Here is a 13,984-nt window from a genome sequence, read left to right on the forward strand (position 1 = left end):
CACCTCTCTCCGATAGCTCTGCGTCGGAGCGAATTTTTGCCAGATTCTTTTTAAAAGCTCCCAAACCAATATATTCACGTCATCATCATTTTCTGAATCAACCTATTAGCTATGAAGTGTCGCATTCCGGTTTTTCTGATTTTATCCTTTCTTCTGATTGCTTGTCAGCCTCAAAAAAAACAGCCAGATTTTGACTCGCTTCCACTTTCAGCTCAGTCTATTTCTATGCTGGGCGACACGCTAAAAACGAATATTCAGGGCATTCCCGAACGGTATTTAATTCGGATAGATTCGCTCAGCAAGCTGGCTTTTCAGGAAGAACGCATGGTGGATCACATGATTTGGGAAGCCCGGAAAACCGCTTATGCCGGAGATTACCGCCAGGCAGTTGAGCTTTTCACCGATGCCATCAACCAATTTCCCAAAGAGCCAAGATTATTCCGGCACCGCGATCACCGATACATTACGCTCCGGGCTTTTGATTCAGCCATTGATGATTTTCAACAGGCTGCAAAGCTTTTTGAGGGCCAGCCCGACATCATCGAAAAAGACGGTCTGCCAAACAGTCAAAACATACCACTTAGCACCCTTCAGACTAATACATGGTATCACCTTGGGCTGGCGCATTACCTGAAAGGGGAATATGAGCAAGCCAATCTGGCTTATGAAAATGGGCTTCAGGTATCCGGCAACACAGATATGCGTGTGGCTTTTTTATACTGGAAGTATATGACGCTGCGAAAACTCGGGCGGGATGCTGAAGCCGGTGCTTTACTCGACCAGGTTTCTCCCGATATGGAACTGATTGAAAATACCAGCTATCATGAATTGTTAATGGTGTTCAAAGGGGTTTTTACTCCGGATGAAATTATCACGGAAGAAAACTCCGAACTTGATAATGCTACTCTTGGGTACGGACTCGGATTCTGGCATCACATTAATGGCCGGGAAGAAAGGGCTAATGAAATCTGGCAAGGGGTACATGAAGCCGGAAACTGGGCGGCCTTTGGCTACATTGCCAGCGAGGCTGAATTGGCTAGGTTTTAATATTTACTTCACCGAATAAGAGCACTCAAACAAAGTGTGAAAGTGTTAACGTAAATAACACCATACTTCACGTTAACACCTTCGCACTTTAAGACGTTATTCTAATTCCCCACAAAGAACACGGCATTCCCGAACAGCAGCTTGCCATTGTGCCAGAAACCTCGGAACAGGGGGTTATCAACCATATACACTACGTGACCTGCCCCCATATCCTGAACACCGAAAGCAAGCGTGTGCTCCAGTGATTCCTTCGCTTTATTTCCCGCAAAACCGCTGCGATGAGCTCCCTTTTTGGCCGCTCCAACATTCCACCCGTTTGCAAGATAATCAAAAGCAGAAGACCCCAGTTTCAGTGACATGTAATCCTCATCATATCCAAAGGCTAATGGGTGTGAGGTATCCAACGAAATCTCGAAGATGCTGCCGGGATTAAAATACTGTGCCCGCTCGCGTGAAGCTTCCCCATACTTTTGGAGTTTGTCTTCGGGCTCTTCACTTTCCTCGTTCTCCCGCTCTTTTCTTTTCAAGTTGAAGCCATCCTTCCCGGCTAAGTCATTATTGGCACTTCCAACGGCAATTAAGGTTCCGCCGGAACGAATCCATTCTTTGATGGCATCCATTTCTCCGTTACCGATGGCACTACCATAAGTATCCGGCAGAATGAGTACATGATATTCATCCCAATTAACGGAACCCACATCATCTGCATTAATCAGGTTTACAGGATAGTTGATTTGCTGATCGAAGTAATTCCAGATATGCCCCACCATGTTAGAGCTGGTTCCCGCACCGGAAAGCAATGCCACCTTAGGCTTCTCGATATAGCGGACATAAGATGATCCAAAATCTTTACCGGAATCCACAAAACCCGTAGCTACGGGGGTAATAATCCGGTTCAACAAGTTTGCCTCATCCTTCACGATCTCATCAAATTTATCACCGAGCCTTTCATTTCCATTGCGTGTAATAATTAACGTACCGGGAGCATATTCTTTTCCGTTCAGGGTGAAGGCCTTTTCAGCATACCGAACGGCAACGCCTTCATCCAGCAATCGGGCAAGATATCTCAAGTCTTCGATAGAGTTCCATTTTGCGAGATAAGCATACGGCTTGTCGATAACAGGAGTGAGCTCATCCTCCATACTCATGGAAAGGGGCTCGGTATCCAACTGTCCTTTGATTGCATAGCCATCTACTCCATAGGCATAATGCATTTCCCAGGCGGTGATATCGTACGTGAGCGAATCTGCAAGCTCCGGCTTAGGCTCAAACAACACCCGAACCAGCGTTCCCTTGGGCTGATACGTACTGATCACGTAGTCACCTTCCTCAATGGAAACCCGACCGGTTTCACCCGTTCTGTAATCATATCCGTTTGCATTGGAAGAACGGCTCGCCACCCCAAAATCGATGCGCTGATTTACCAGGTATCTTAGCAGCCGGGATACTTTATCCGGGTTGCTGCTCTTTTTCACCACAAAGGTTTTATATTCTCCGGCTCCGTTTCGGTTGGTATTGGTGAAATAATCAGAAAACTCCTGAATCACCCGTTTCGAATTTTGAGCGGTAATTTCCACGGTGGACAATCCGCTTACAGTATGGTGTGTCAAACGATCATTCAGTGTAAGCGTATCGCCTTCGGCTGTAATCACTCCTCGTCCGGCAGAACTATGTCCGGCCTGCTCGTACGTCATCCCGATAGCCCCGTTAAATGTAGGCCAGGTATCCCCGTAGCTTGGGTAGAACAGGTCAAATACCTCGCGGGTAAAGTACAGCCAGTTTTCTTCATCAAAATATTTGGCGTGGTTTTTTCCAATCATGGTCTGAAACTGCCGCTGCCAGTCTGTGATCGCCATATGGAATGGTTCTGCAGCAGGTGCAAAATAATATGGTGAATTGTATCCCTGCTCGTGAAAATCCACATGCACATGAGGCATCCACTCGTTATAAACGCGGATTCGCTGCTGACTCTCCACCTGTGTTTGCCAGGCCCAATCACGGTTCAGATCAAAATAATAGTGATTAGTTCTGCCTCCGGGCCATGGCTCATTGTGCTCTCGGGTTTCCGGATGCACGTTTTTATTCTCCCCAACCACACTGCGATACCAGTTTACATAGCGATCACGACCATCAGGATTTACCATCGGGTCCATAATTACAACTGTATTTTCCAGATCGTTGGCGTTCTCTGTAATCAGTTTATAAACAGTATTCAATGCCGCCTCACTGGAAGAAGTTTCGTTACCGTGCACGTTATAGCTCAGCCATACAATCGCCTTTTGGTTGGGCGTTGGAGTTCCTGCTTCCAGGTCGGCCAGTTTTAAATTATTGGTTCGGATTTCATCCAGATTTTGGTGATTGGCCTCGGTTGTAACCACGGCATACATCAGCTCACGTCCTTCATTGGTGATTCCGTATTGGGTAAGTGAAACCATAGGTGATTCGTCAGCCACATGCTGAAAGTAATTCATCACTTTATAATGGGGCGTCCATTTTTCGCCTAATTCATACCCTAAAAACTCAGCCGGCGACTGAAGCTGAGCGAACGTACTTCCGGTTAACATTAAACAAGCTGTAACAGCTGCCAAAACAAATTTCTTCATACTTCCGGGATAATTAATTTCTTTCTTAAGTTGGTTAATGGTAGGTATTCAAAAGCGAGTGCACAAGTAAATTTTGGGAAGTCAGTTCAGTGCCTGAAAACGATGCTCCAAAATTTTATGGTAAGCTTCTTTTTTTTCGTCTGATAAGAATGATTTGCTAATAATTTTTCTAAACTCAGTTTTATTTTTCTTCATTTTCTCAATTAGAGACTCAATTTGCTTGTTATTCAAGCCAATATGCTTTCCATATTTTCGAAACGTACTCCTGTGAAAATTACTTTTTTTGCCGGTTAAAGTAAGCGCCAATTCTTCCGGATCTTTTTCTTCCGGTATTACAAGACGAGTAGAAAGCAGATCATAAGCAGGAGATAACTTCCATCCCAACATAGGATCTTTAAATAAAGAAAAGTTCTTCAAATGCATATCGCCGTTACCTGTCAGGTAGGTAAACAGTATCAGCTCAAAAAACCGGGTGAGGTCAAATACCGGGTTTTCCGAATACTTCTTTATAATTTTTGCTATCTGCTCGTGAGAGCCTTTATATTTGTCTTCTGTCATTCGGCCGGATAGCTGACACATATCCTCCATTGCAAATTTCTTACTTCTGTCATCCCGATCTATTCGTTTTGTTATATAAGCCTTTTCTCCCGAAGCAAGATATATGAGCCCGCACCTTACAACTTCAATACCTGCAGCTTCTGCCATTAACATTGTACAATGTTCATTCTCGGGTAATTCCGGCCAATGATTGGAAGGAGGTTTTAGAATAAAACGCCCCCATAAACCCACAATGGTCAATTTATTTGACTCTTTTGTTTTCTTTTGAATTTCTAAGGAAAGCTTTGCCTGCACTCCCGGAACAGTGACCCTTTGATGGACTGATTTTTTGGCTAATTCATTTAACTCCTCAAAATTATACTCCAACTCCGGCTCAACCTCATTTCCAAACATTTCTTTCAGACATTTAGAATGATAGTTTTGTGTGCCCTCAACCGTTTCCAGGCAAATAAGACACCTGCTCATAATTCCCTCACGCTAACATTTCCTATTGTATCTTTGCAGCTTACAAGAAGCAACCCCATTCGATCCCTGGGGTTAACTTTCCAGGTGTCCTCAACAACACTTAAAAGCCAGCCTTCGGGAATCAATCCATCAAAAAACGGAAACAAGGTATTTGACTCATATGCCTGCTCGCTGAGAGGAAGGGTCAAACTAACCGGCTCACTTTCATTTTTTGATAAGTACCCCTTATCATATTGAAATTGATATCCTTTTTCTGTCTCTCTAAGAGTTCCGGCTATTTTATCATTTACTAATATGGTTGCTTTTCTATAACTCATCTCGATCATTTATTCTTATTGGCCCCATTTTATAACCAAATAAAACCAGCACCTGATTCACTTTATCCAGCTGCAAAGTTTCCTTTCCCTGTTCTAAATCACGAATAAATCTCAACCCTACTCCTGCTCGTTCAGCTAATTCCTTTTGGGTTAATCCCAATTGGTCGCGACGTTTTTTTACAAATTTGATTAACTCTTTGTTGCCTGAGCGCATAATGATTATACCTTTACGGGTATATTATTAGGAAATTTAACATCATTATACCTTTTCGGGTATAAAATTGCAATATAGTTTTATTTTATATCCGTTCGGGTATATTTATGATTTTGTAAGCCCTTTTCAACTGCTGCCATTCCCTATTATCAAATCTGTTATCTTTTGTGTATGATTAATCAAAAGTCCCAAATCAATCTTACAGCGTGATTATAAGCAGCAGTAACAGTCAGGTTGCCCCTATCAAACGCATCGCCGCCATCGACATTGGCACCAACTCTTTCCACGCCATTATAGTTGATGTTTACTCCGACGGCAGCTTCCGAACGCTCGACAAACTCAAAGAAATGGTTCAGCTGGCCAAAGGCGGAATGGGCAAACGCCTTTCGGATGGAGCTTTCAAACGCGGGTTAACCGCTCTCCGAAACATCAAACGACTTGCTGACAGCTACGAGTGTGAAGAAATTCTGGCCTACGCAACCAGTGCCATTCGGGAAGCAGAAAACGGTGGGGAGTTCATTCAAAAAAGCATTGATGACATTGGTATTAAAATGAATGCCATTCCCGGCCGTGTTGAAGCCGAGCTGATTGGACTGGCGGTCCGACATGGAGTGAAGCTCACTGAAGAACCGGTATTGATGGCTGATGTAGGCGGCGGTAGCGTGGAGTTTCTTATCGGTAATGAGAATGAATTCTTTTATACCGCCAGCAAGAAAATCGGGGTTTCTCGAATGACGGAAATCTTCAAGCCTGCTGATCCCATCACCGAAGAAGACATTAAAAAGCTGGAAGCCCATTACGAAGAACAACTCCGGGATGTGGCCCAGGCATTTGCTCAGCACCGTACGGATACCATTATTGGATCTTCGGGTACCATGGAGAACATTGCACAGATGATTGCCGCCCGCAAGGATAAGTCTATTGATGTTACGCTGAATGAGATGGAGTTTTCGGCTGAAGAGTTTAAAAAGTTCTATGATTGGTTTATCACACTCACCAAAAAAGAACGGAAAAATGTAGCCGGACTTGATACCAAACGGGCAGGTTTTATCAATACCGGAGTGGTGTTGCTGGACTTTCTGATCCAAAAGTTTGGAATTAAAAACGTAAAGATCTCATCTCAGGCACTGCGTGAAGGGATTGTAATTCGTTACCTGAAAAAAGACATGATTGGGCTGCAGTGGTCGGGTGCTTTTGCTGATCCAAGGCGCAGAAGTGTGTTTGAATTGCTTAGAAAAACAAACTGGCACGAAGCGCATTCCCGCCATGTTGCCAATATGGCCCTTACCATTTTTGATGCTCTGGAAGATGAACTTGAGCTGACTTTGAACGACCGTGAACTGCTGGAATATGCCAGCTACCTGCATGATATAGGGTATTATATTTCTCACTCCAAACACCACAAACACGCTCTATATATCATCCGCCATTCTGATTTGAAGGGTTTTAAGGAAGACGAGATCGAGATCATCGCTAATGTAGCTCGTTACCACCGGCGTTCAACCCCCAAAAAAAGGCACGGCGAATACTGGAAAATGCCACCGGCCATTCGAAAGCGAATACGAAAACTCTCAGGAATACTGAGGGTGGCTGACGGTTTGGATCGCAGTCACTACCAAAACGTTAAAGACCTGCAGGTTTTTTCAGATGAAAAACAGATTAAGCTGAATATTAGAACAGAGGGCGAGCCCTATCTGGAAATTTGGGGAGCTGAACGTAAATCTGATCTGCTAAAGGAAGTGACAGGCAAGAAAATTAACATTGAACGGGTGATTGAACCGGCTTATATCGGTTAATAAAAAAGCTCCGACGCTGAACGTCGGAGCGATATCAAGTTTCTAATAAAGCGTAGGTCGGACAGGCTGTCCGATCTACGTTTTTTGAGACATCCATCCCAAATGGGAAACAGCGCAAGCGGACGCTTGCGCTGTTTTCTCAATAATTACTATGACTTAATCACCGAAAGAACCGGCAGGCCCGGGAAATACAACAGGACTTTCAAAGCCGTCTTCTGATACACTGGCTACCCCGAAGTAATAATTGTCGATAACTACGTTCTCGAGGGTGTGCTCGGTTTTATCGGCCGGAACAAACACACTTTTCTGCCATTGGTTGGCATCTGTAAGCCGCCAGTAGATTTTATATCCGGCCAGCTGAGGGTTTTGCTCAGCATCCAAAGCCTTCCACTTTAGTGTAGTGCTCGGACGTACGGCTCCGCCAATTTCTACCTCTGCCGGGGGACTTGGAGCCCAGCTCATCGCCGCCATAACCACGGCGTTCAAACCGGTTAGCTTGGCTGCAAAATCGAATTCTACTTCATCGAGCACATCACCATACTCAATACCGTCTTCGGTGCGTAAATCCTGATGCTGACGGTTGTAGTCTTCGTTGGTTTCCATGATACGAACCCCGGGAAAACCGGCTTCATTAAACGGACGGTGATGTCCACCACGGCCAAAACGATCGAGCCGGTAAATCATCATCACATCCAGGTTACGGATGTACAGGTCGGCCATTTTATCTACGTAACGAGCCAGGTTTCGCGATGGAGAATCTACTTCGCCACCGGTATATCGACGAATGGTGGCTTCCCGCTCTGTTTCTACTGCACGGGTCCCTTCTGAAAATACCCGGGCAGTGGTGTTGTCAATCACCTGATTGATGCCCTGTATATTCCCAATCATATCATTATTCAAAACCCCTTTGATATCCCAGCCTTTTTCCCTGGCATGGGCTGCTAAAATCTGACCTCCAAACAAGCCCTGCTCTTCGCCAGACAATGCCGCATACATGACAGACCCTTCAAACTCATAATTCGTCAAAATACGGGCCGACTCTAACACACCGGCTACTCCGGAAGCATTGTCGTTGGCACCGGGAGATTCGGATTCCCCATCCAGTGCATCAGATACGCGGGAATCGATATCACCGCTCATTACCACGAACCGGTTAGGATCGGCGGTTCCTCGCTGTATGGCAATTACATTAACAACGTTGGTTGGTTCCGGTATGCGACTTGTTCCTTCAATTACATCACTGACATAAAAAACCTCGAGGCAACCTCCGCATTCTTCAGAAATACGTTCAAACTCAGCCTTAATCCAGCGTCGGGCAGCGCCAATGCCACGGGTATCTGAGGTTGTATCGGATAAGGTGTGTCGTGTCCCAAAACTGACAAGCTTGGAAATATCGGCTTCAATTCGATCAGCAGAGGGAGCTGCACCGATTTCCCGGAGTACTTCCATTTCCGGTGTTTGGGCTTGGGCAAATCCCGCAAAAACAGAAATAAAGAGAAGGGAAAGAGCAGTAGCTTTAAATGATTTCATAAATTTAGTTTTTGTTGAGGTTATCATGCGAACGCTTCAAATCGTCCGGTGTCTTATTATCCTGGTTCAAATATTCTTTCAGGTTTTCCTGGAACTTAACCTGAGCTTTTAGTCCAGCCCGGTGTCCGAAAAAAGCCCCTGATCCACAGGCTATAATTACTGTAAACATAAAAGTGAGCTTTGAATCTCCCAGTCCGGCATCATAAATCTGAACCCAAACCAAGGGGGCAATGGCAACCAGAAGTGCAAAAATGTAGGGAACAGGATTCGGCCCTTGTAAACGCCTCATAAACCGACGGCCTGAGAGAAAAACCAAATTCAAATATACCAACCCAAAGCCTAAAAGCACAAGCAGGCCTACATAGGAAGGGTTACTTATCATCCCTAAAAATTCAGAAGAAATGAGCGTGAAGGCAGCTGAAATCATTAAAATTCCGGAAGCGTAAAAAATAAACCGTGGTAAATTATCCAAAACGTTTTACAGGGGTTGAATTGGGGTTTTTTAGACAAGCTGAAATTCCTAAAAACGCACCCCAAATTCCAATGCTAACATATTTTTTAACGCCTGTCTCAGAGAAATAGCTATTTAGCGGTCAACCAATTCTCAGGATTGAGGTTTTCGTTGCCACGACGGACAAGGAAAAAGATAACTTCACCTAATTCAGACTGACTGGTTCCTGACAAGCCCAGCTGCTGTCCGCGTTCAAGAATAGAACCCACTTCCACATCAATGCGGCTTAAATTTCCGTAGGCAGTGTAATACGAACCGTGCTTTACAAACACCACATCACCATAACCGGGCAAGGGTTGAATGCGGAATACATACCCGTCAGATACAGCTTTTACAGGGGAGGCCGCATCGGCTACAATATCAATACCCGGATGTTCGGTTACCGTACCATAAAGAGGGTTTCGAACACGGCCGAATTTTTTGGCAACCGTTTTACTGTTTACCGGCCATGGAAGACCGCCTTTGGCCTGAGCAAAAGAATTTTCATACGTCAGCAGCACTTCATCGCTCACAAAGTTTTCGCGTACAATGGGACGGGAGTATTTTTCAACTTCATCAGCTCGGCGGGCAGCATCTGCGATATTGCGGGCTTCCTCAAGGCGACGAATACGTTCATTTTCAGCTTCACGCAGTTCCTCCTCTTCAGAGATCAGGTTGGTAAAGGTACTTTCCAGGTTTTCTTTTTCCTGCCGGGTTTTTCGAAGCTCCTCAAGCCAGGTGCTGCGCTCCTGCTTAATTTTCTCTACCGTTGCCTGCTGTTGTTGCCGCTGATCACCAAGTTCTTCCTTTTCCTCCCGGATCTCACTTATCACCTGCTGATTTTTTTTGTAACTGTCCTGTAAATCATCTTTTACCTGATCCAGCTCCTTCTTATTAATTTTGATCAGCTCAGCTTGCTTTGTCTTTTGCTCTTCGAACCGTTGCAGATAATTTGACCGAACCAACATTTGGTTAATGGACTCTGAAGTGAGCAGCAGTTCCAGGTTGCCGGCCCTGCCGTTTTTATAGGCGTACAGAATAATTTCCTTATAATTATCAATTAGCTGTTCCAGCTCCTGCTCTCGGAGTTCAATCTCTTTTTCGGTGAGCTGAATCTCAGCTTCAATCTGGCTCTGTTCTTCCTGCAGGCTGTTTATTTTGTCATCCTGTAGAGCAATGAGATTGTTCAAAGACTGAAACTGCTCAAATGACTTATCAAATCGTTCTTCAGCCTGACTAACCCGCTGCTGGTAATTCCTTATACGTGCTTCCAGTACATTAATTTCAGCACGTGTGTTTTCCTGGCGCTTAAGCAGCTCCTCTCTTTTCTCCTGATAGGTTTGAGCGAAAGACTCTGCCCCCATCAGTAAAGCCAAAATCAAAACTCCAATAATGCGGATGCCACTTTTCGCCTTCATATTCTTTGAATTATGATGTCGTTTGGAATATCCATTTCCAGATTTAATTTACCCGGATTAACCTCAAGGCTTCTTACCAAAAATACGACCCGGGAATCTCCGTCTGCGCTAAAGATCGTTATTTTTCTTGGTAAAGTGAATCCGTTCAGTTCACCGTAACTTTCGTAAATAATGCGGGAGTAGGGAGCCAGTCCTCGCCGGCTTTGATCCACCTGCTGAACCCGGCCATTTTCCTTATTCACAAAAACCCGGGCTCCGTTTTTTAACCGCAGCTGATAGGAATTATTGCTTTCCCAGACAGACTGAACGTCTTCCGCATTCACCTTATAATTCAACAGGTCAAGAATATTGATGGAAGCAAGCTCATTCAGGCTGGTCATCCGGCCATCGTAGATGGATATTTTCTGGGCGATTTTATCCAGTTTGTTATAAATCAGAATGGAATCACTATCCACCAGCATCTGCCCGCCTTCAATACCGATTCGGTTTTGGAAAGTGAGCAGACTCAACTCCCTGTTTGCCTGAAAATCGATGGTCACCCGGTCGCTGTTTCCGGGCTCACTCACCAATGCCCTGCCCTTACCTTTTAAGGACTTCAGCTCGGTTGAGTAATTCGGAATTTTAGAGACTATTTCCTTTTTGGGGATATCCACACGGGTAAAATCCCCCTCGGTAACCAATCGGGTTGACGTACATGAACTAAGAATAAATCCAAGTCCCAATACGGTTAAAAGTGAAAGACGAGATCGAAACTTCACGTTAATTTATTTTATCCTGCAAGTGTGTTCGGGTTGAATCTTTTTCCAGCGCTTGCTGCCACCAACTACGGGCCTCCTCCATGTTTCCGAGCTGTTCTTCCACATCGCCCATATGCTCGAGCACTTCTGCGCTGGCTGCTCCGGTTTTTATCGAAGCGTCAATGAATCTTTTTGCCCGATCGTAATCACCCAGCTTAAAATACACCCAGCCTACCGTATCCAGATAAGCAGCATTCTCGGGGGCTACCTCAATAGCTTTTAGTGCTAATTCTTTGGCTCGTTCCAGGCTTTCTCCCCGAACCGATAAATTATACGCGTAGTTATTCATCGCATTGTCGTTTTCAGGATCATAGCGCAGGGCCAGCTCATATGCTTCATCCGAGGCTTCATGCTTTTCGAGGTTTGCCCTCACATCACCCAGCGTACTGTACACAATCGATTTGAATGGGCGGCGAGCCGGGGCGCGGGTTGCATTCTGCAGCCATTCTTCTGCTTTTCGGTTCTGATCGGTAAGCATGTACGCACTCCCTACAAAAAACTGAATAAAGGCATCATCAGGCACCGACTCATCCGCTTTTTGGCCTACATCGATGGCCTCCTCATATCGCTCCTGACTCATTAGCAGCTGCAGCCGCTGCCTCCAGGCAATATCATCTTCTGGGAGCAACTCGTTTGCCCGCTCGAGATTCTCAAGGGCTTTTTCGGGTTGAGCCGTTTGAGCATAGAACTCCCCTGCAAGGGTGAAAGCCGGTCCGTAACCAGATTCACTTTCCGTGAGAGCATCTAACACGCGTTCGGTTTCAATTCTCAGTTGAATGTTTTGGGAATCCTGCTGAACCCTGGCATACAAAAACCGGGCAATGTTCATTTTATCCTCAGCCTCAATCAACGGATCACCAATAAAATCCGTAAGCAGGGTGCCGGCACTGTCCCATTTCTGTTCGTCCAGGTAAATACCGGCCAGGTTTATGAGTGATTGCGGGTCCCGCGCATTTCGATTCAGAGCATCCGACAGTACATTCTTGGCTGAATCCCGCTCACCGTTTCTCACATAATATTCACCCAGCATATTCAGCATTTCCAAATTATCCGGGTCTATTTGTCGCACTTTTTCAAGCTGAGCCACGGCTGAGTCAGGTACAGCAAGCGCTTCGAAATTCCTGAACTTCATTAAAAGCACCTGAATATCGGGGCCTGTAAGCTTCAGGATTTCATCAAGCGTCTCATTCGACTTCAGGAACTCTCCATAATCATTATAGGTGTCGGCGAGCATATACAGGGCATCGAAATCATCGGGGTAAAAATTCAGCAAGGTGATCAGCTCATCCAGCGTAGCTTGATTTCGGCCGGCTGCACGGTAGATCTGGGCCAGTTTCAGCCGATACCATTTATTTTCAGGTTCTGCCTCAACGGCCTGCTTTCCGAACAGAGCAGCGTTAGGGAGATCGTCCAGCTGCAGATAGGTATCAGCCAGTGCGTAGTTTACACCCGAAGCTGCCTCCAGATTTCGGCGTGCTGCCAGAAATAATTCTCTGGCTTTTTCAAATTCTTCGTTCTCAAATGCTTCCATCCCCTGAATATAAGATGCCTTACCGGCCAGCTGAGCATCGGACTGAATCTGAGCCATCGCCGGGGCACATCCCAAAAAAAGGATCGAAAATAAAAAGGTCTGGAAAAATTTCATGGCATTCATAACAACGGTAAGTATAACAGGAAAGTGTGATTTATGCTCACCTGCTTCCTCAACAAAAAAGAGCCGGATGGGATGTCCGGCTCTTTTGCTCTTTCAGCTTTGATGCTGCTTCTCTTTTCATGAATAGTGAAAGCAGAATGAAAGTTATGCGGGTTTTCGTTCCCAAATGTTAAAATCTATCTCAGGGGTTGTTTATAAGCTGACGCATTTGTTAAATTCAAGCCATGCAAATTTTCTGTGCACATAGGATCAATCTTACCACACTCCGGCGGAGCCTCCGACGGCGGTAACCACATTTTTATAGTTGCTTCATAGCAACTCTCATCTTTTAGCCGCAAGATCCTGAACCAACTTCTTCCCTGACAGAAGTCTATTCATTTCCTAATTCACTCTATTTATTTACCAACATGTCCGTAAAGATTCATATCGCTTCCGAGCCTCATACCGCTTATGCCAATGATATTTGTGCCATGATCGAATCTGCTGCCCGCCAGCGCGGCACCGGTATCGCCAAGCGTAAACCGGAATACATCACCAAAAAAATCAGAAACGGAAATGCCGTAATTGCCCTTGATGGCGAAACGCTGGTCGGCTTCTGTTATATCGAAATTTGGGAGGATAAAAAGTATGTGGCTAACTCCGGCCTTATTGTAAACCCGGATTACCGCGGGCAGGGAATCGCCAAGAAAATAAAGGCTAAAGCATTTGAACTGTCCCGAAAGAAATACCCTGATTCAAAATTATTCGGAATAACCACCAGCCTGCCGGTAATGAAGATAAACTCAGACCTCGGCTACAAGCCCGTAACTTTTTCTGAACTCACCCGCGACGAGACCTTCTGGAGCGGCTGCCAAAGCTGTCCCAACTATGATATCCTGACCCGAAATGAACGTAAGAATTGCCTGTGCACGGGAATGTTATTTGATCCAAAGCATCCTAACAATAAACCCAAAGAAGAACGCCAAAAGAATGTGGCCAAATATTATCGCTGGGTGCGTTTAAAGACTGCCCGGTTCCTAAAGTTCTTTAACCCTATAAACTTGTTTTAATAACCATCTAAAAATCATTCCTGCGAAGGCAAGAATCCAGATCCCG

12 protein-coding genes are annotated in these 13,984 nt (G+C 45.2%); 3 read left to right on the forward strand and 9 right to left on the reverse strand.

Features of this window, described 5'->3' with window-relative positions; translation table 11 throughout:
* Nucleotides 1-111: 111 nt before the first annotated feature.
* Nucleotides 112-1,047, forward strand: a complete 936-nt coding sequence (locus ABFW99_RS02840; RefSeq protein ID WP_349353973.1) for a tetratricopeptide repeat protein — start codon at nucleotides 112-114, stop codon at nucleotides 1,045-1,047.
* 101 nt (nucleotides 1,048-1,148) lie between these two features.
* On the opposite strand, the gene ABFW99_RS02845 is transcribed toward ABFW99_RS02840, so the two are convergent.
* The 4 genes from ABFW99_RS02845 to ABFW99_RS02860 all read right to left on the reverse strand — a co-directional run bounded on the left by ABFW99_RS02845 (nucleotide 1,149) and on the right by ABFW99_RS02860 (nucleotide 5,204).
* Entirely contained in the window at nucleotides 1,149-3,650 is a 2,502-nt protein-coding gene (locus ABFW99_RS02845) for a M14 family metallopeptidase (protein ID WP_349353972.1), read from the reverse strand.
* A gap of 81 nt (nucleotides 3,651-3,731) precedes the next feature.
* On the reverse strand, nucleotides 3,732-4,673 hold the full coding sequence (locus tag ABFW99_RS02850) for a HipA domain-containing protein (RefSeq protein WP_349353971.1): 942 nt from the start codon (nucleotides 4,671-4,673) through the stop codon (nucleotides 3,732-3,734).
* Entirely contained in the window at nucleotides 4,670-4,996 is a 327-nt protein-coding gene (locus ABFW99_RS02855; protein ID WP_349354024.1) for a HipA N-terminal domain-containing protein, read from the reverse strand. Before ABFW99_RS02855 ends, ABFW99_RS02850 begins: the two co-directional genes overlap by 4 nt.
* On the reverse strand, nucleotides 4,980-5,204 hold the full coding sequence (locus ABFW99_RS02860; protein WP_349353970.1) for a helix-turn-helix transcriptional regulator: 225 nt from the start codon (nucleotides 5,202-5,204) through the stop codon (nucleotides 4,980-4,982). Before ABFW99_RS02860 ends, ABFW99_RS02855 begins: the two co-directional genes overlap by 17 nt.
* Nucleotides 5,205-5,410: 206 nt before the next feature.
* On the opposite strand from ABFW99_RS02860, the gene ABFW99_RS02865 reads away from it, so the two are divergent.
* A complete protein-coding gene (locus ABFW99_RS02865; protein WP_349353969.1) occupies nucleotides 5,411-7,000 on the forward strand; it encodes a Ppx/GppA phosphatase family protein in 1,590 nt (529 codons plus the stop codon).
* A 156-nt stretch (nucleotides 7,001-7,156) separates the two neighbouring features.
* Here the strand turns inward: ABFW99_RS02865 and ABFW99_RS02870 are convergent, their stop codons facing one another.
* The 5 genes from ABFW99_RS02870 to ABFW99_RS02890 form a co-directional block, all read right to left on the reverse strand.
* Nucleotides 7,157-8,530: a M28 family metallopeptidase gene (locus tag ABFW99_RS02870; protein ID WP_349353968.1), complete on the reverse strand. Its 1,374-nt coding sequence runs from the start codon at nucleotides 8,528-8,530 to the stop codon at nucleotides 7,157-7,159.
* Nucleotides 8,531-8,534: 4 nt separating this feature from the next.
* On the reverse strand, nucleotides 8,535-9,002 hold the full coding sequence (locus tag ABFW99_RS02875; protein WP_349353967.1) for a hypothetical protein: 468 nt from the start codon (nucleotides 9,000-9,002) through the stop codon (nucleotides 8,535-8,537).
* A gap of 110 nt (nucleotides 9,003-9,112) precedes the next feature.
* A complete protein-coding gene (locus ABFW99_RS02880) occupies nucleotides 9,113-10,438 on the reverse strand; it encodes a murein hydrolase activator EnvC family protein (protein WP_349353966.1) in 1,326 nt (441 codons plus the stop codon).
* The gene (locus ABFW99_RS02885; protein WP_349353965.1) at nucleotides 10,435-11,196 is read right to left on the reverse strand and encodes a DUF4292 domain-containing protein; all 762 of its coding nucleotides are present in this window, start codon (nucleotides 11,194-11,196) and stop codon (nucleotides 10,435-10,437) included. Before ABFW99_RS02885 ends, ABFW99_RS02880 begins: the two co-directional genes overlap by 4 nt.
* A gap of 1 nt (nucleotide 11,197) precedes the next feature.
* The gene (locus ABFW99_RS02890) at nucleotides 11,198-12,880 is read right to left on the reverse strand and encodes a tetratricopeptide repeat protein (protein WP_349353964.1); all 1,683 of its coding nucleotides are present in this window, start codon (nucleotides 12,878-12,880) and stop codon (nucleotides 11,198-11,200) included.
* A gap of 416 nt (nucleotides 12,881-13,296) precedes the next feature.
* Between ABFW99_RS02890 and ABFW99_RS02895 the strand changes: the two genes are divergently transcribed.
* The gene (locus tag ABFW99_RS02895; RefSeq protein WP_349353963.1) at nucleotides 13,297-13,938 is read left to right on the forward strand and encodes a GNAT family N-acetyltransferase; all 642 of its coding nucleotides are present in this window, start codon (nucleotides 13,297-13,299) and stop codon (nucleotides 13,936-13,938) included.
* Nucleotides 13,939-13,984 lie beyond the last annotated feature (46 nt).

Origin of the sequence: Gracilimonas sp. BCB1, assembly GCF_040117685.2 — a bacterium.
Taxonomy (GTDB): domain Bacteria; phylum Bacteroidota; class Rhodothermia; order Balneolales; family Balneolaceae; genus Gracilimonas.